Genomic DNA, 16,617 nt, shown 5'->3' with positions numbered 1-16,617 from the left:
TCCAAGGAGAAGTGAATGACTCGGGTATGCATCATCGGGGCCGGCGCCGTGGGCGGCTACATCGGCGCACACATGACACAGGCGGGCATCGACGCCACGCTGGTCGACGCCTGGCCGGCGCACGTCGAGGCGATGCGCGCCAACGGCCTGAGCGTGACCGGCATGAACGGCGCGGGCTCGGTCCGCACGCCGGTGCGGGCGCTGCACATCGGCGACGTGTCGCAGTTCGTGCGCGAGAAGCCGTTCGACGTGGCCTTCATCGCCGTCAAGTCGTACGACACCACCTGGGCGACGCAACTCGTGCTGCCCTATCTCGCGCCGACCGGCTGTGTCGTGTCGATGCAGAACGGCATCAACGAAGAGACGATCGCCGCGGTCGCCGGCTGGGGCCGCACGCTGGGCTGCTCGGTGAGCGCGCTGGCCGCGGAGCTGGTCGAGCCCGGCCGGATCGTGCGGAACTCGCCGCTCGGCGACGACAAGAAGGCGGGGCTGCGCATCGGCGAACTGCATGGCCAGCTGACGCCGCGGGCGCAGCGCCTGGCCGAGCTGCTGGCGCACGGCGACACCTGCAAGGTGACGTCGAACCTGTGGGGCGAGCGCTGGTCCAAGCTCACCATCAACGCGATGCGCAACGGCGTCTGCGCGCTGACCGGCATGACCGGCAAGCAGCGCGACACGAACGACCTGTCGCGTGAACTGACCATCCGGCTCGGCAGCTCGTGCATCCGCGTCGGGCGTGCGCTGGGTCTGTCGCTGGAGCCGGTCGGCGGGCTCGACCTCGACCTGCTGGCGCGTGCGGACGACGACGCCGACGCGCACGAAGCCATCACGCGGATGATCATGGAGGTCGCGAACTCGCGCAGCGATGCACAGCGCCCGTCGATGGGCCAGGACATCCTCAAGGGCCGCCGCACCGAGACGGAATTCATCAACGGCCTGGTCGCGCGGCGCGGCGAGGAAGTCGGTGTGGACGTGCGCTTTCACCGGCGCGTCAATGCGGTCATCCAGCGCATCGAGAAGGGTGAGCTGGCACCGAGCCCTTCGCTGCTTCAGGACATCTGCGCCTGAAACGGATTCGCCGGCGCCGCATTGCGACGGCCCGGCGAATGGATGAAAGAGGCCTCGTTTGCGTGAACAGCGGGGCCGTGCAGCCGAACTCACTCCAACTGGATATCGGCCTTCTTCACCAGCGCATCCCACCGCGCCTCTTCTTCCACGATGCGCGCCCCGACCTGCGCCGGCGTGGCGGGCTGCGACATCTCGATGCCGCCCAGCGTCTTGACCTTGGTGTAGAAGCCCTCGCTCGCGATCACCTGGTTGGCCGCACCGTTGAGCTTGGCCACCACCTCGGCCGGCGTGCGCTTCGGCGCCACCAGCACGAACTTCACGACGGCCTTGAAGCCGGGGAGTCCGGCCTCGTTCATGGTCGGCAGTTCCGGGTAGGCCGGGTCGCGCTTGTCCGACGCGAAGCCGAAGCCCTTGAGCTTGCCGCTGCGCACGAAGTCCATCGAGTTCGTCGGCAGGAAGGCGTAGGTGATGCGGTCGCTGATCAGGTCCATCTGCACCTGGTTGCCGCCTTTGTAAGGCACGTGCAGCGTCTTGATGCCGAGCTCCTTGTTGAACATCTCGGCCATCAGGTGGATCGGTGTCGAGATGCCGGACGAGCCGTATGAGTACTTGCCCGGGTCCGCCTTCAACAGCGCGATGAATTCCTTCAGGTTGGTGGCCGGCACGCTGGGCGCGGTCACCAGCATGAAGCCCAGCGTGAGGATCTCCGACACCGGCGCGAAGTCGCGCAGGCCGTGGTAGGGCAACTGCGCCTGCAGCGATGGTGCGACGACCGCCGGCAGGTTGGCGAAGAACAGCGTGTAGCCGTCGGCCGGCGCGCGCGTCACGTAGGCGCCCGCGATGGTCTGGTTGGCGCCGGGCCGGTTGTCGATCACGACCGGCGTGTTGAGCGCCAGGCCGAAGTCGTTGGCGAAGGAGCGCGCCGCGACGTCGGTCGGGCTGCCGGCCACGAAGGGCACCACGATGGTGATGGGCCGGCTCGGAAAGCCTTGCGCCAGCGCCGTGGTGGACGCGGCAAGGCAGGCGAGCGCGCCCAGGCTGATGGCGCGCAGCGTTCTGCGGCGGGTGGGGAATTGCATGTCGTCTCCAGGTTTAGTTCTTCGAATGTCGAATGCACGTGCCTCAGGAAGCGTATCGGCCGCGCCATCGGCTGCCCATCGGGCCGGGCGGCGGAGTTCCATCCGTTGAACTTTTCGATGGGCCGGGATGGCCGTCCTTGCCGCAAAAGGAGATGGCGTAGGGGAAGGCCGCCTAAACCGTGTGGTCAATTTCTTCGCATTTTTGTGCAATTCGGCGGCGAATGCACGAAAGGAACCAAGTTCGAAAGCAGCACCGCAACGCAGATGCGTGGTCGTCAGAATCCGCGACAAATAGCTAATTCTTCTATTCGGGTTTTTAAATTCGAATCATCAATATCGATTCCCTTTGCACCTGACTACAGTCGCCAACTCGACAGAGAGTCCGCGGCAATAGACCCTTCCGAATTAATTAAGTAATCGTTCGGACAGTGCAGTCCATTTCGCATTGCAATTAGAAGATTTTCAGGGACGGGGATCATGAACGACTCGATTTTTGGATGGGTGCGACTGTGCGCATTGGCGCTGGCGGCACTTGGCGCATTCACGGCCAATGCCGGCTCTGTGAACTACAGCTATGACGCATTGGGCCGGCTGGCCCAGGTCGTCTACAGCAACGGCACCACGACCACCACGATCAGCTACAGCTATGACGCTGCGGGCAATCGGACTTCGGTGGCGACTACCTCGCCGTAATCCGCATGTCGCGAAAAGAAATACCAGGGAAGAACGCATGTTCAAGATGACGCGAACGTTGGCAACAGGGCTTTACGCCGGCTTGCTGGCCGCAAGTGGAATAGCGGCTGCCCCGATCCAGAGCGGTGTGGGAACGTCGGCGGCAGTCTCGCCCGATGCCTCCGGCATCAGAATGGGCAAGTCTCTTGTGGGCGCGGTTAAGACCAGTCGTGCATTGGCAATGTCGGCTCCGAGCGACGGCGGGCGAGGCAACGTCACGTTTACCCGTGGGCAGCCTGCTGTGACCTACCCGGCCACGGACCTCGCTACGACGGCACGCGAGCAGATCTCCGCTGCAGCCTCTGGTCGTCGTCCAGGCGACGTCACCGCCGGCATGTTGGGCCCGCAGTCCAGAGCGGAAGAGTTCGCGCCTGCCCCCGGCGCGGCGCGCGCCATCATGCCGGTGGTGACTTCAGAGGAGATGGCGCAGGCGCTCAAGACGCGCGTCTTTCCCGTGAACCTCAACCAGGGTGCCAGCACGGCGACATCGACCGTCAATCCGCGGGCGAAGTCCAATTCGCCCAACCTGCAGATGATGCGTGTCGGCGGCGACGTGAATCCGCTGGGTCCGGCCTCGATCACGGAGCTCGCGCGGTCGCTGCGCTACCACCCCGACCTGATCTTTCAGTTCGTCCGCAACAACATCGAGTTCTATCCGACATGGGGCGTGCAGAAGGGGGCCTTCGGCGCCATCCTGGACAACCAGGGAAATCCCTTCGACCAGTCGGCGCTGATGGTGGCGCTGCTGCGGGCTTCCGGGTTCGAGGCGAATTACGTTCGGGGCGTCGTCCGTCTTTCGGCGCAGAACGTCAAGGACTGGTACGGACTGGAAACGTCCGATGCCTGCGCAGTCGCAAACGTGCTGGGACAAGGGCAGATACCGATCTACGCATTGAATGCAACTTCCGCCGGTCCCTGCCCGGGCGCGGCGCCGAGAGCGTTGACCAACATTGCGGTCGAGCACATCTGGGTCAAGGTCAAGATCGACGGCGCCTGGTATTCATTCGACCCGAGCTACAAGCCGCATTCATTCAAGACCGGAATCGACCTCGGAAGCCAGAGCATCACCGGCTACAGCCCCGCCAGCCATCTCTCGTCAGCCTTGTCCGGTGCCACCGTCACGGGCGACTAAGTTCAGAACGTCAACCGGACGAACATCCGCAACAACCTGACGACGTACGCCGGCAATCTCGCCGGCTATCTGCGCGCCAACCTGCCTGCGGCGACGCTCGACGACGTGATCGGGGGGCAGCAGATCATTCCCTACTACGGAGCCATCCCTCGCCAGGCCACCATCCCGACGCAGGACGCTGGTTGGGGCACTGAGGAGTTCGCGGAGATTCCGAATGGCTACAGGCCGACGCTCCGCATCCAGTACTCGGGCATTGACCAGACGTACACCTCCGATGCGGTCTACGGCAAGCTGCTGACGATCACGTACAACGCGGCCAACCAGCCCATGCTGAGACTGGACGGCGTGGTAGTGGGAAGCCCTGGCACCGCAACCACGCCAGGCACCAATACCTTCGTCAACTTCACCGTCAAGCACAACGGCTATCCGTCCGCCAACGGCGATCACAACTTCAGCCAGCGCCTCGTGGCCGGCGGCGGCAACACTTACGTGATTGCGAATGGATGGGGTCCGACCGGGCGCGGGCTGATTCAGTTCTATGCGGACAAGCTCGAAAGCCTGCGCGCATCCGGTGCGGCGGAAAGCTCCGAACAGGTTCTGGGCTCTTCGCTGTCCATTCTCGGCGCGCAGTGGCTGACCCAGTTCGGCCATGCCAGCTACATCTCGGGTCGGCTGTCGCAGACGGCGTTCATCTCTCACCACCAGGTGGGCATCGTCGGCTATACCACTGCGGCCTATGTCGATCTGGCGGGCGTCATCGTCTCCAATGCCAGCGCGGTTGCAAATACCGACAACGAGCGAACGGCTTTTCTCAATGGCGTCCTTCACTCGAGCATCCTGGAATCGACCGCGGTGCGGCAGACGACGGGCGTCGAGGCCGTCTCCACCGTCAAGCTGATCGACATTGCGTCGGCTGCAGGGCAACGCATCTACAACGCGAACGCGGCCAACTATGCCGGCGCCGTGCAGCCCAATCTCGTGAACTGCAGTGCGCACTACGCAAACTTCACCACGTACCTGACTGCGGGGATGCGGCTGATACTTCCGGCACGCTGCGACATCCAGGAAGGCGGATGGAAGGGGGCCGGCTACTACTCGTTGAAGACCGGTGCGCCCATGGCACTGGGTGCCAACATCTCGGGTGGACTCTCGGGTGGGAATCCGATCTACGCCGTGTCGCCAGGGAACCTGAATCCCTATGCGCAGACCGTCGGCCAGAACTCGCCAGGCTCGCAGACGCAATTGGCGTCCGATAACTTCGGACGGGCCAATTACTGGGGAGACCCGGTCGACATGGTCCGGGGGAACTTCCTCTACGACCATGCTGACCTGAGTGTGGGCGTTGGCAGCTCACCATCGAGCCTGACGTTCACGCGCCAGTACAGCTCGGGTATGCGGAACAAGTCGGGCCCTTTGGGGCGAGGCTGGACTCACAGCTTTGTGGCCGGTGCGTCCGTCTCTTCCGATGGCCTCCAGGGCATGGGCGAAGACTCGGCCCTGGATGCGGTGGGCACCTTGATCGAGCAGAAGGTGTCTTCGGACCTTCTCAAGGACGCGAATGCGCCGATCGAGAAACTCGTGATCGCAACCTTGGGCCAGCGCTGGTTCGGTGAGCAGCTGGTCGACAACACCGTGGTGGTCAATCAGGGGCTCAATGGAGAGATCTTCGTCAAGCTTCCCGACGGCACCTACAACCCGCCGCCTGGCAAGTCGATCAAGCTGACCAGAGGCTCGGACGGCGCGTTCACCTATCAGACCGTTAACAAGGCGGTGCTGAAGTTCAATGCGGCGGGCAAGGCGGAGACCCTTACCGATCCGAGCGGCCTGCAGCTCAAGTACGCCTATACCGGAGCCGACCTCACCAGCGTCCAGAACAGCCTGGGACGGTCGCTGACGTTCAACGTTTCGGCGGGGAAGATCACGCAGGTGACCGACGGTGTTCGAACGGTCAGGTATGCCTACGACGCCAGCGCCAACCTGGCCAGCTTCTCCGACAGCCTGAGCCAGAGCACCGCCTATCAGTACGGCGCGCCTGGCCAGATGACGCAGCTCTTCTACCCGAGCTTTCCGACGGTCGCCGCGTTCACCAACGTCTACGACAGCCTGGGCCGCGTCAAGACGCAGACCAGTGCGCGCGGCAAGCTCTACGAGTACTACTTCGCAGGCACACGAACCGAAGAAGTGAGCCCGGGGAACATCGCCCGCACCGCCTATCTCGATGCCGCCGGCAATGTGATCCAGCAGGGCACGCCGACGGGTCATTGGACGCTCAATACCTACGACGGACAGTCCCGGTTGATCGACAAGCTGCTGCCAGAAGGCAATTACACCCGGTACGCATACGACGATGCGACCTGTGCAGGTGCAGACAAGCGTTGCACGCACAACCTCAAGACGCTCACCAGCTTCCCCAAGCCAGGCTCGGCCCTGGCGAACCGGGTTCAGAGCTTCACCTATGAAAGTGCTTTCAACAAGGTCGCTACAGCCACCGATGCACGCGGCAGGGTCACGAGCTACACGTACACCGCGCAGGGCCTGCCGCTGAGCGTCACGTCGCCGGTGGACGCCGCGGGCGTCGCACCACAGACCACTTTCACCTACCTCGCCTACACGCCCAGCGGATTCCTGACCTTTTATCTGCCGGCCACGCAGACGGTGAAGACCACGTCCACGAACCTGTTGGTAACGGCCACCACCTACAACGCAGCCAACAGATACGTGCCTGCCACCAGCGTGCTCGACGCGGGTGCCGGCAAACTCAATCTCACGACTGCGTTCACCTACGACGTGACCGGCAACCTGACCTCGGCCGACGGGCCGCGCACGGATGTCATCGACACCGTCGCCATGGTCTACGACAGCGAGCGCAGGCTTGTGCAGGTCACAGATGCCGCGGGCAAGCTGAGCCGGACCGCCTACGACAAGGACGGCCGCGCCACCATTGCCGCAGCGCAAATCGGCACCCAATGGCTGGTGAGCTGCAATCGGTACAGCGAGACGGGCAAGGCCACCCGCGCCTGGGGTCCGGGCTTGACGACTTCCGCCGCGACCTGCCCGACCGAAGCCGCGCCGGTGCCGATCACCGATACCGCGTACGACGACCTGGACCGCGCTTTCCGCACCACCCAGTTCTTGCCGGCAGCCGATGGCGGCAACCGAGTGACCGAGACCGTCTACGACAACGACGACCGCGTTGTCGCCGTCAACAAGGCCGTCGGCACCGCCGTGGCGCAGAACTACAGCGGCTACAGCTATACCGGCAACGGCAACCTCGACGCCAGCCGCGACGCCAAGAACAACCTGACCGTCTACCAGTACGACGGCTTCGACCGGCTGACGCGCACCTATTACCCGATGCCGGCCAGCGCTGGCTGGGCCAACGGCGGCGATTACGAGGAGAACACCTACGACGCCAACGGCAACGTCACGGCGATCCGCAAGCGCAGCGCCCAGACCGTCACGCAGACCTGGGACAACCTCAACCGCCTGACGGCGCGCACCTATCCCACGGCTGCGGACAACGTGCAGTACGCGTACGACCTGCGTGGCCTGCGGACCACCGCACAGTTCGCCAATGGCAGCCACGCCATCACCTATGCCTGGGACAACGCCGGTCGCCTCTCCAGCACCACCGCCAGCGGCAAGACCATCGCCTACCAGGTCGATGCCGCCGGCAACCGCGTGCGCACCACCTGGCCCGACTCCTTCTTCACCACGACCAGCTACGACGCGCTGAACCGTGTGGGCGTCATCAAGGAAAACGGCAGCGCGAACCTGGCCACGTACGCCTACGACGACCTGAGCCGTCGCACCACCGTGACGCTGGGCAACAGCACCACCGTCCAGCGCACCTATGACAACCAGGGGGCGATGGCGACGCTGAAGAACTTCCTGTCTTCCACGGCGCAGGAAGTCCAGTACACCTACGTGCGCAACCAGCTGCGCGAGCTGAAGAGCGTGACCTGGAGCAACAACCTCTATCAGTGGGCCGGCGCTACCGTCGGCATCAAGGGCTACGCCGTCAACGGGTTGAACCAATACACGGCCGCGGCGGGCGCAGCACAGGTCTACGACACCAATGGCAATCTGAAGACCGACGGCCCTTGGACCTACGCCTACGACCTCGACAACCGGCTGAAGACGGCCAGCAAGGCGGGCACGGCGGCAACGTTGAGCTACGACGCGGAAGGCCGCATGCGCCAGAGCGTCATCGGCGCGGCCACGACCAACCTGCTGTACGACGGGCAGAACCTGGTCGCCGAATACGACGCGGCCAACACGGCCGTCATGCGGAGGTACGTGCACGGCCCGGGGACGGACGAGCCGATCGTCTGGTACGAGGGCAGCGGTACTGCGGCCAAGAACTGGCTGTACGCGGACCATCTGGGCAGCGTCGTGGCGACGGCGAACGGTACGGGCGCGAGTACCGGCACTTACAGCTATGGGCCGTTCGGGGAGCCCAATGTGACGACGGGACCGAGGTTCAGGTACACGGGGCAGCAGCTGATCGGGGAGCTTGGCCTCTACTATTACAAGGCGCGGTTCTATTCGTCGACGCTGGGCAGATTCCTTCAAACTGATCCCATTGGGTATCGGGACGATCAGAATCTTTATGCGTATGTGGGGAACAATGCGGTTAATCGGACCGATCCGACGGGGTTGTCGGGGGTGGTGCAAGGCGTAATGGGTCCGGCGACCAATTACTTTGCTGCGGTGAATTCGCAGCAGGGCGTTCAAGTTGCGCAAGTGCTTCCGATACCGCTCTATATGAATCCGTGGACTGTAGGGCCGGCGATAATCGCAACTGGCTGTCTTATGTCAAGTGGTTGCCGAGGGATGTTCAGTGAATGGGCAAACAATGCACCGGCGCTTCCAGACGTTCTCGTCGGGGACCAAAGCGATCCTCGAGCCGGTCCAAACAAGGGCGGGACGAGACATACGAGCGGACCGCTGACACCGGCGAATGGCGGAACGGGCGATTTTCAAGCTGATCTCGACAAGTTGACCAGTGGAGTTCGTCCAGCGCAGCCCGGCGACAAGGCTCCCCCGGGAAGTCTTGTGGGCGCAAATGGGATCTTTGGGCGCCCCGAGAACCGCGGTGGTGGCCAGAGCATCGATATACCAGCCAATGGAAGCAGACCCCATGAAACCCTTCATTACCCCTGAAATCTCTGTGACTGGAAAAAATGTGCTCGCCTTCCAATGCGAAGGCATTGAGCCAAACGCTCTTTGGAGCGCACTGAATGGTCAGCAAATCGTTGCCTACGCGATGCCATCTGAGCATTCGTTTCAGGCCGCTTGGTTGTTTTGGCTGATCCTTGGTAGTGGCGAAATGCTCGAATTCTCATCCGCTTGCACCCAGATTGTGGATTGGCAGGAAGTCGGGACTCTCAACATTCGATTCATCGGTCGCGCTAGCGATGCATCGGCCGATTCGCATCTGCATATGGCAACAGTTGCTGTTCCTACTGTGCGCCTTCAAGCGCTTGAGAAGTTGGTATACGAAGATGCCGACGTGGTGTCTGAATGCGCTCTCATACTTCGCGGCGAGGGCGGCAAAGAGATCGTGGTTGCCGCTGGAATTCCTCCAGGCTCTGTGTCGGTCAGTGCGTCATTCAACAATGGGGCCTTTGAACCACAGTTTGAAATTTCGGCGTGTCGACGTGAGCGACTGTAGGCATTTGGAACAGATAGTGGCGATAAAGACCCGAGCACGCCAGTTTGACAGCGAGGCAGTCCTCTCGATGTCAAGCCGAGCACGAACGAGCCAACGACTATTGGTGATCGTGATTACACCGGCCATGGGCTAGACCGAATGCAAGGCCGTGGCGTCCCACCTTCTGCAATCGAAGATGCAATCCGGAATGGCAACTCATCACCAGGCAATCAAGCCGGCACGACAATTCATAGAGGTTCTAACGGTGTAACGTCGTCACTGGCGGCGGTGGAAAAGTGATCACGGTTAATCCAAAATAAAAGGGCGCAGAATGGATGAATTTTTTATTCGGCAGGCTGTAATGTTGCTCCGATTTATCAATGACTATCGTGAGGGGGCATTCGACTTGAATGCGCTCATTCGGCGCATTGAGGGAATCAGTGACGTACTTGGGATTGACGCTTGGAAGGACGCGGCTTTTGTGTATCGGGATGATCTGAATCGATGTAGCTAGAAAATAGAGATTTGAATAAATTTGCATTATTTCTCCCGAAAGGCTTGTGTGAATGGAAGTCCATTGGGGCAGCTAATTGGTGGGCTAATGATCGAACTTGTTGTGTATGAGTTTGGGTCAACGTCTACTTTTGAAGGGGGTATTAAGTTGGCAATTTACAACCCATTCGAAATAAAGAAGGCTGACGGTACTAAGACGGAATTAATCAGGCCTGTTGTCGTTTCTTCGATTTCGGAATGCAACGAATGGGTAAAAATTGGTTTTTCAGGCGATGAGATTTTTTTGGAAGTTGATATGTCGGAGATGGCTTATTCTGGCTCCGAAGCGTTGCTTTTAGAGATTCCCGGCCAGCCTATGGTTGTGTGGCGCCTGGGTGAATGAAATGGAGTTTGAGAATAATGTGGTGAAGCGCTGAAGGCGTTGGCGTTTCTCCAGGAAGTAGCTTCAGTGGCACTGTCGAAATTCCCTGACGGATTCGAATTGCCTAAGCGAGATTGACTGTTTTTCTCATCGTCTTTGTATGGACTGCCTCAATTTCCAGATGCCCAACATGTTTTTTAAGATTTGGAGGCAGTTCGTTGCAAAGGGAAGAAATTTCTGATGTCGCTGGAGTTCGAATTACTTGGCGCCAAGGAGAGTAGCGGTGACTCGTTGCATGAAATTCAGCCTGACGTCTTTTGATAAAGCAATTCATCCGATAAATCGAGGCTTCACCCTCCTCGAACTCCTGGTCGTCCTCGTCATCATTGGGCTGCTCGCCGGCATCGTCGGGCCGCGCTTGTTCGGCAACGTCAACAAATCCGAGGTCACCACGGCCAAGGCCCAGATCGACATCCTGGGCAAGGCGCTCGATCAATTCCGCCTCGATGTCGGCCGCTATCCCACCAACCAGGAAGGCCTGGCGGCGCTGGTGACGGCGGTACCCGGCGAGTCGCGCTGGCACGGGCCTTACTTGCGCAAGGATGTCCCGCCCGATCCTTGGGGTCAGCCCTACCAATACAAGTACCCCGGCGCCAGGCAGCCCGACGACTTCGATCTGTATTCGTTCGGAGCCGACAAGGTGCCGGGCGGCAGCGGCGACGGCGCGGACATCGGGCGCTGAGCAGCGTTCAAGCGCGCTCGGCCACTTCACTTCCCATGACCACCTTCAACGTACGCGGCTTGACCGCGCAGGGTGCGCTGCGGCTGTTGCGCATCAGCGCCGTCAGCCGCAGCGACGCGGAACATGCCGCACGCGAGGCCGGCCTGCGCGTGCTCGACATTCAGGGCGCGGGGTTCTCGCGTCCCGCGCTGTTCGGGTCGTCCACCGGCAGTGGTTTCGATCTCGCCCTGTTTGCGCACGAGCTCGTCGCGTTGCTCAGCGCGGGCCTGTCCCTCATCGAGACGCTCGAAACCCTGGCCGAGCGCCAGGAGGGCGCGGCGCGTGGGGGCTCCGTGCTGGGCCAGCTCGTGCGCCGCATGCAGGAAGGCCAGGCTTTCTCGAGTGCGCTTCGGACTTTTCCGGCGATCTTTCCGGAGCTGTTCGTCGCATCGATCGCCGCGAGCGAACACACCGGCGAGATGGTGCCCGCGCTCCAGCGCTACCTGCGCTATCACGAGCAACTGGGCGTCATCCGCCAGAAGATCATCAGCGCGTCGCTGTACCCGGCCATGCTCTGCGCGGTCGGTGCGGCCGTTGCGCTGTTCCTGTTGTGCTTCCTGGTGCCGCGCTTCAGCCGGGTCTACGAAGGCATGGAAGACAAGTTGCCGGTGGCGTCGCGCTGGCTCATGCAGTGGGGTCTGTTTGCCAGCGCGCACTGGATGCTGATCGCGGGCCTGTTGATCGCCGGGGCCGTCGCACTGCCTTTCGCGCTGACCCGCCCGGGCGCCCGCGCCCGGATGGGCGACGCGTTGCAGGCGAGCCGCTGGATCGGCGGGCGCATCCGGTTGATGCAGTTGTCGCGCTTCTATCGATCGCTCGGCCTGTTGCTGGGCGGCGGCATCCCGGTCGTCAAGGCGCTGAACATGGCGCAGGGCCTGCTGCCCTTGCGCCTGCAACCGGCGGCGCTGTCGGCAACGCGCGATGTCACGCAGGGCCGCAGCCTCGGCGACAGCCTGCAGAGCGCCGCACTGACCACGCCGGTGGCGCTGCGCCTGCTGCGCGCCGGCGAGCGCAACGGGCAGATGGCCGAGATGCTGGAGCAGGCCGCGGCCTTCCACGACAAGGAGATTGCACACTGGATCGACCGTTTCGCGCGGCTCTTCGAGCCCGTGCTGATGCTCGTCATCGGCCTGGCCATCGGCGGCATCGTGATCATGTTGTACCTGCCGATCTTCGAACTGGCGGGGAGTCTCGGATGAACCGGATGAGTTCCCCGAGCCTCGCCGACATCGCCGCTGCAGAACACCGGCGCAACGGCCTGCGGGCGCTGACCTTGTCCGAGCTCGCGGCGATGGCGCCGGATTTCTCCGAGGTGAGCTACGGCGAATGCCTGGAGCGCGAATGCCTCGTGACGGTCGATTCGCTCGGCATGCGCTATTTCGTGAGCGGCGACCCGCTCGACGACACGCTTCCTACGTGGGCCGCCCATCGGATCGACGGCTACTTCTGCCTGGCCTTCTCTGATCCGCTTGAACTCAAGGCCATGCTCGCGCGCCTGGAGGCGCAGCAGCAGGCCTTCCCGCAGATGGAATCCGAGACGGCCGACCTCGATCCATCGGCTGCGAGACGCGGCGCCGGCATCGGTATCGGCACCGGCTCAGGCGGCGGCGGCGAGCGCGCGGAAATCTCCCTGCGCTCGATTGCGCGCGATGAGAGCCAGGTCGTCCGGCAGGTCAACTCGACGCTGTACGACGCCCACAAGGCCGGTGCCAGCGACATCCATTTCGAGAACACGCCGACGGGCCTGGTCATCAAGTACCGCATCGACGGCGTGCTGGGCTCGGCGCGGCAACTGCCCCCTGCGCAACGCGCCGACGCCAGCCTGGCCGAGCAGGTGATCTCTCGCGTGAAGGTCATGGCGGAACTCGACATCGGCGAGAAGCGCATTCCGCAGGACGGTCGCTTTTCAGTGCACATCGGTGGGCGCGAGATCGACTTCCGAGTGTCCGTGATGCCTGGCCTGTTCGGCGAGGACGCGGTGCTCCGGATCCTCGACAAGCAGTCGCTGACCGCCGAACTCGCGCAGCTCAGCCTCGACCTGCTGGGCATCGAGGCGCGCGCGCAGGCGACCATCCGCCGGCTCGCGACACAGCCCTACGGGATGCTGCTGGTCACCGGCCCGACCGGCTCGGGCAAGACGACCACGCTCTACGCGACGCTCACCGAAATCAACCATGGCGACGACAAGATCATCACCATCGAAGAGCCGGTGGAATACCAACTGCCCGGCGTGCTGCAGATTCCGGTCAATGAACGCAAGGGGCTGACTTTCGCCAAGGGCCTGCGCTCCATCCTTCGGCACGACCCCGACCGCATCCTGGTCGGCGAGATTCGCGACCGCGAGACCGCCGAGATCGCGGTGCAGGCGGCGCTTACCGGGCATCTGGTCTTCACCACCGTGCACGCCAACAACGTCTTCGACGTGCTGAGCCGCTTCCGGCACATGGGTGTCGATGCCTACAGCTTCATCACGGCGTTGAACGGCGTGGTGGCCCAGCGTCTGGTGCGAATCAACTGCCCGCATTGCCTGGAGCCGCACGTGCCTGACGATGACCTGCTGCAGCTGTCCGGCGTGGCGCGCTCCGCATTGGCGGGCTGCTCACTGAAGCAGGGCCGTGGCTGCGCCCACTGCCGCGGCACCGGCTACAAGGGCCGCAGGGCATTGACCGAGGTGCTTGTCATGAACGATGCGCTGCGGGAACTGATCCTGCAGCAGGCGCCCATCTCACGGCTCAAGGAGGTCGCGCGATCGCACGGCATGGCTTCGATGCGCGAAGAGGCGCTGGCCGCGGTGAAGGAGGGTCAGACCACACTGCAGGAGATCAACCGTGTCACCTTCGTGGCGTAGTCCGTTGTTCCGCGTGCACCTGGCGGCCGACTCGCTGATGGCCTGCGAGGTGCATGCGCGGCGTGGCGGTCGGCATGTCGTGCGCAAGGTGTGCCTGCCCTTTGTCAAGGGCGAGCGAACGATCGCGATGCAGTCCCTGGCGGCGTGGATGGCGGAAGGGAATGAAGGCGCCACGCCGCGCCGTGCATCGCAGGAATGGGTGCTGGGCATCGCCGAAGTGCGTCATTTGCTTCTCCCGTGGAATGCCGATCTGGCCGATGACGCCCTGCGGTCGGGCTTCGCGGCGGCCTTGTTCGAACAACGGTTCGGGGAGGACCCAGGCGTCTACCGTGTCTGCTTCGCGAGGCCGGCCTACGGGCAGGCGCAGCTTGCGGCCTTCGTCGCACAGTCGCTGATTGCCGAGATCGATGCGCATGTGCACGCATCCGGCATCCGCCTGGAAAGCCTGGCGCCGGCCCTCGCCTCGGTCTGGAATCGCTTTCATGCCGTGCTCCAGAAGGAATGCGGGGTGGTGCACCTGGTCGACGGTGACCGGCAGCTCGTCGTCCGCCATGCACACGGCCGGATGCATGACGTCTTGCTGCGTCCTTTCGATGCCGGGCACGGCGAGCGACTGCCGTCGACACCGGACGCCGACGTCCGGCAGCGTTTCTTCTCCACGATCCCAATGCCCGAAGGCGCTTCGGAAGCCGCGCTCTCGCTGGTGGACGGGACAGGGTTTTCGGCCGCACAGGACGTGGCCTATGCGTTCGCTTTGTGCGGAGTTCATTGATGCGAAGCGCGCCAGGAATGGGATTGGATTTCGCTCCGAGGTCGCCATGGCGACGGATGACCCTGGCACTCTTCACAGTGGGCGTGGCTGGCAGCATCTTTGCGCTGTGGCAGCGGCACAGCCTGCTGGCCCAGCGTGAGATCGCCATGGCTTCGATCGATGCGCAGCAGCGTTCGGCGCCCCGCGCACAGCTGTCGCGCCAGACCGTCGCCCGGCCGGAAGCGGTGGACGAGGCCGACCGCCTGATTGCCGAGCTGCAGCGGCCCTGGGAACCGATGCTGAACGCATTGCAGACCGCCGTGCGGCCCGATGTCATCGTGCTGCGTATGCAGCCGGACACGGACCCGTTCAGGTTGCGCATCTCGGGGCAGGCCGACAGCGGCCAGGCCTTTGTCGAGTTCATGCAGCGGCTGCAAGGCGATGCCTCATGGCGCGCGGTGGAACCCGTGTCCGAAGCCGGGCAACCCACCGGTGCAGTGCCTGACGGCAAGCCCTTGTCGTTCCAGCTCGCAGCGGAATGGAAGCGCTCATGAAGGCGCAGCGCATGCGCTGGCGCGATGGGGTCGCGCGCCTGCATTGGACTGCACGCGTGGTGTGGGCACGCTGGGCCTGGCCGGAGTTCATCGCCATCGCCGCGATCGGCTTTGCGCTCGGGCTGCTTCTTTGGGTGAACAGTCCGCTGCAGCTTGAAGTGCGGCGCCTGCAGACGCGGGCGACGAATGAGGCGCTACGGGCGCCCGTCGCAGAGTCTGCGCCGCAAGCTCATCAGCCGGCAGGTGACAGCCCCGATTTCGTGGCCGCATTCATGGCCTTCCTGCCAATGGTGGACATGCGGGAGCAGCAGTTGCAGACCTTGCATGCGCTGGCTGGCCAGAGCGGGGTGGCGCTCTCGCGCGTCGCGTACAGCCACGCGGATCTGGCGCATCTGTCGGGGCGCCGGACCGCGATGCAGCTCACGATAAGGGCCGACTACGCCGCCCATCGCCGCTTCCTGCACGACCTGCTCGTCGCCATGCCGAACCTGGCCATCGACCGTGTGACGACGGAGCGGGTGCCGGGCCAGGCCGTGGAAATGACGGGCGCACTCGATGTCCGGATCGATGCAAGCCTGTATTACCGCAGCGTGGCTGTTGGCGGCATGCCATGAAGGCGCAATCGCTGCCCAAGCCGTTGCAGGCGGCATTGGTGACGACGGCCGTGTTGACGGCCATCGCGCTCTTGAAGCCGGACGCGGTCGACGCGCCCCTGACCGTCGCGTCCGATGCGCTCACCGCGCCGAGTCTGCGGCACGACACGCGCTCAGCGCGCCACGTCGGAACGCCATGGATTCGCAGCGCCGGAGAGCCTTGGAAAGCACCCGACGTCGACCCGCAGAAATCGGCCGATGCCGAGCCGCCGCCTTCGCTCGTTCCGCTGCCGGCGCCTGTCATCGATACCCCGAAACCCACCGCCCCTGATCCGACGCTGATCTATCTCGGCCAGCTCGAGCAGGACGGCCGGCGCTATGTCTTCCTGGGCCGTGGCGCCGATCCTCAAGTGGTCGAAATCGGCGGGCTCGTCGATGCCCAGTGGAAGGTCGAACAAGTCACCGCGACCGCGGTCCGACTGCGTTACCTGCCCCTGAATGAAGTCCGCTCGATCCCCGTCGCGGCTGCCATGCAATGACAAGGAAGAA

Annotated in this window: 14 protein-coding genes; 13 read left to right on the top strand and 1 reads right to left on the bottom strand. The window is 63.3% G+C overall.

Annotation, left to right across the window (positions count from 1 at the left end; all coding sequences use genetic code 11):
• The first annotated feature begins 15 nt into the window (after positions 1-15).
• Positions 16-1,068 carry a ketopantoate reductase family protein gene (locus AC07PZ_RS04830; protein WP_495293875.1) on the top strand — a complete coding sequence of 351 codons (1,053 nt, stop codon included), beginning with the start codon at positions 16-18 and terminating at the stop codon, positions 1,066-1,068.
• A gap of 89 nt (positions 1,069-1,157) precedes the next feature.
• On the opposite strand, the gene AC07PZ_RS04825 is transcribed toward AC07PZ_RS04830, so the two are convergent.
• On the bottom strand, positions 1,158-2,147 hold the full coding sequence (locus AC07PZ_RS04825; protein ID WP_495293874.1) for a Bug family tripartite tricarboxylate transporter substrate binding protein: 990 nt from the start codon (positions 2,145-2,147) through the stop codon (positions 1,158-1,160).
• Between the two features lie 477 nt (positions 2,148-2,624).
• Here AC07PZ_RS04825 and AC07PZ_RS04820 point away from each other — a divergent pair, with 477 nt between their 5' ends.
• The 12 genes from AC07PZ_RS04820 (at position 2,625) to AC07PZ_RS04765 (ending at position 16,607) form a co-directional block, all read left to right on the top strand.
• Complete coding sequence (locus AC07PZ_RS04820; RefSeq protein WP_495293873.1) at positions 2,625-2,840, top strand: RHS repeat domain-containing protein; 216 nt, start codon at positions 2,625-2,627, stop codon at positions 2,838-2,840.
• A gap of 37 nt (positions 2,841-2,877) precedes the next feature.
• Complete coding sequence (locus AC07PZ_RS04815; RefSeq protein ID WP_495293872.1) at positions 2,878-4,011, top strand: transglutaminase domain-containing protein; 1,134 nt, start codon at positions 2,878-2,880, stop codon at positions 4,009-4,011.
• A gap of 105 nt (positions 4,012-4,116) precedes the next feature.
• A complete protein-coding gene (locus tag AC07PZ_RS04810; protein ID WP_495293871.1) occupies positions 4,117-9,177 on the top strand; it encodes an RHS repeat-associated core domain-containing protein in 5,061 nt (1,686 codons plus the stop codon).
• Entirely contained in the window at positions 9,155-9,688 is a 534-nt protein-coding gene (locus AC07PZ_RS04805; protein WP_495293870.1) for a hypothetical protein, read from the top strand. Before AC07PZ_RS04810 ends, AC07PZ_RS04805 begins: the two co-directional genes overlap by 23 nt.
• Before the next feature lie 580 nt (positions 9,689-10,268).
• Entirely contained in the window at positions 10,269-10,562 is a 294-nt protein-coding gene (locus tag AC07PZ_RS04800; protein WP_495293869.1) for a hypothetical protein, read from the top strand.
• 274 nt (positions 10,563-10,836) lie between these two features.
• A complete protein-coding gene (gene gspG / locus AC07PZ_RS04795; RefSeq protein ID WP_495293868.1) occupies positions 10,837-11,283 on the top strand; it encodes a type II secretion system major pseudopilin GspG in 447 nt (148 codons plus the stop codon).
• A 35-nt stretch (positions 11,284-11,318) separates the two neighbouring features.
• Positions 11,319-12,521: a type II secretion system F family protein gene (locus AC07PZ_RS04790; protein ID WP_495293867.1), complete on the top strand. Its 1,203-nt coding sequence runs from the start codon at positions 11,319-11,321 to the stop codon at positions 12,519-12,521.
• Between the two features lie 5 nt (positions 12,522-12,526).
• Positions 12,527-14,170, top strand: coding sequence for a GspE/PulE family protein (locus AC07PZ_RS04785; RefSeq protein WP_495293866.1), 1,644 nt, complete (start codon positions 12,527-12,529; stop codon positions 14,168-14,170).
• Between the two features lie 4 nt (positions 14,171-14,174).
• Positions 14,175-14,942, top strand: coding sequence for a hypothetical protein (locus tag AC07PZ_RS04780; RefSeq protein WP_495293865.1), 768 nt, complete (start codon positions 14,175-14,177; stop codon positions 14,940-14,942).
• A 56-nt stretch (positions 14,943-14,998) separates the two neighbouring features.
• Positions 14,999-15,475: a hypothetical protein gene (locus AC07PZ_RS04775; RefSeq protein WP_495293864.1), complete on the top strand. Its 477-nt coding sequence runs from the start codon at positions 14,999-15,001 to the stop codon at positions 15,473-15,475.
• The gene (locus AC07PZ_RS04770) at positions 15,472-16,089 is read left to right on the top strand and encodes a hypothetical protein (RefSeq protein ID WP_495293863.1); all 618 of its coding nucleotides are present in this window, start codon (positions 15,472-15,474) and stop codon (positions 16,087-16,089) included. The genes AC07PZ_RS04775 and AC07PZ_RS04770 overlap by 4 nt, the downstream gene beginning before the upstream one ends.
• The gene (locus AC07PZ_RS04765; RefSeq protein WP_495293862.1) at positions 16,086-16,607 is read left to right on the top strand and encodes a hypothetical protein; all 522 of its coding nucleotides are present in this window, start codon (positions 16,086-16,088) and stop codon (positions 16,605-16,607) included. Before AC07PZ_RS04770 ends, AC07PZ_RS04765 begins: the two co-directional genes overlap by 4 nt.
• Positions 16,608-16,617: the final 10 nt, after the last annotated feature.

The sequence above is a fragment of the Variovorax sp. GW821-FHT10B04 genome (assembly GCF_059415645.1).
This window is presented reverse-complemented; position numbering and strand designations above follow the sequence as displayed.

Bases quoted from the DNA above. Each gene is read 5' to 3' on its own strand.
- AC07PZ_RS04830 (WP_495293875.1), top strand. From the start codon at position 16: ATGACTCGGGTATGCATCATCGGGGCCGGCGCCGTGGGCGGCTACATC.
- AC07PZ_RS04825 (WP_495293874.1), bottom strand. From the start codon at position 2,147: ATGCAATTCCCCACCCGCCGCAGAACGCTGCGCGCCATCAGCCTGGGC.
- AC07PZ_RS04820 (WP_495293873.1), top strand. From the start codon at position 2,625: ATGAACGACTCGATTTTTGGATGGGTGCGACTGTGCGCATTGGCGCTG.
- AC07PZ_RS04815 (WP_495293872.1), top strand. From the start codon at position 2,878: ATGTTCAAGATGACGCGAACGTTGGCAACAGGGCTTTACGCCGGCTTG.
- AC07PZ_RS04805 (WP_495293870.1), top strand. From the start codon at position 9,155: ATGAAACCCTTCATTACCCCTGAAATCTCTGTGACTGGAAAAAATGTG.
- AC07PZ_RS04800 (WP_495293869.1), top strand. From the start codon at position 10,269: ATGATCGAACTTGTTGTGTATGAGTTTGGGTCAACGTCTACTTTTGAA.
- gspG (WP_495293868.1), top strand. From the start codon at position 10,837: ATGAAATTCAGCCTGACGTCTTTTGATAAAGCAATTCATCCGATAAAT.
- AC07PZ_RS04790 (WP_495293867.1), top strand. From the start codon at position 11,319: ATGACCACCTTCAACGTACGCGGCTTGACCGCGCAGGGTGCGCTGCGG.
- AC07PZ_RS04785 (WP_495293866.1), top strand. From the start codon at position 12,527: ATGAGTTCCCCGAGCCTCGCCGACATCGCCGCTGCAGAACACCGGCGC.
- AC07PZ_RS04775 (WP_495293864.1), top strand. From the start codon at position 14,999: ATGACCCTGGCACTCTTCACAGTGGGCGTGGCTGGCAGCATCTTTGCG.
- AC07PZ_RS04770 (WP_495293863.1), top strand. From the start codon at position 15,472: ATGAAGGCGCAGCGCATGCGCTGGCGCGATGGGGTCGCGCGCCTGCAT.
- AC07PZ_RS04765 (WP_495293862.1), top strand. From the start codon at position 16,086: ATGAAGGCGCAATCGCTGCCCAAGCCGTTGCAGGCGGCATTGGTGACG.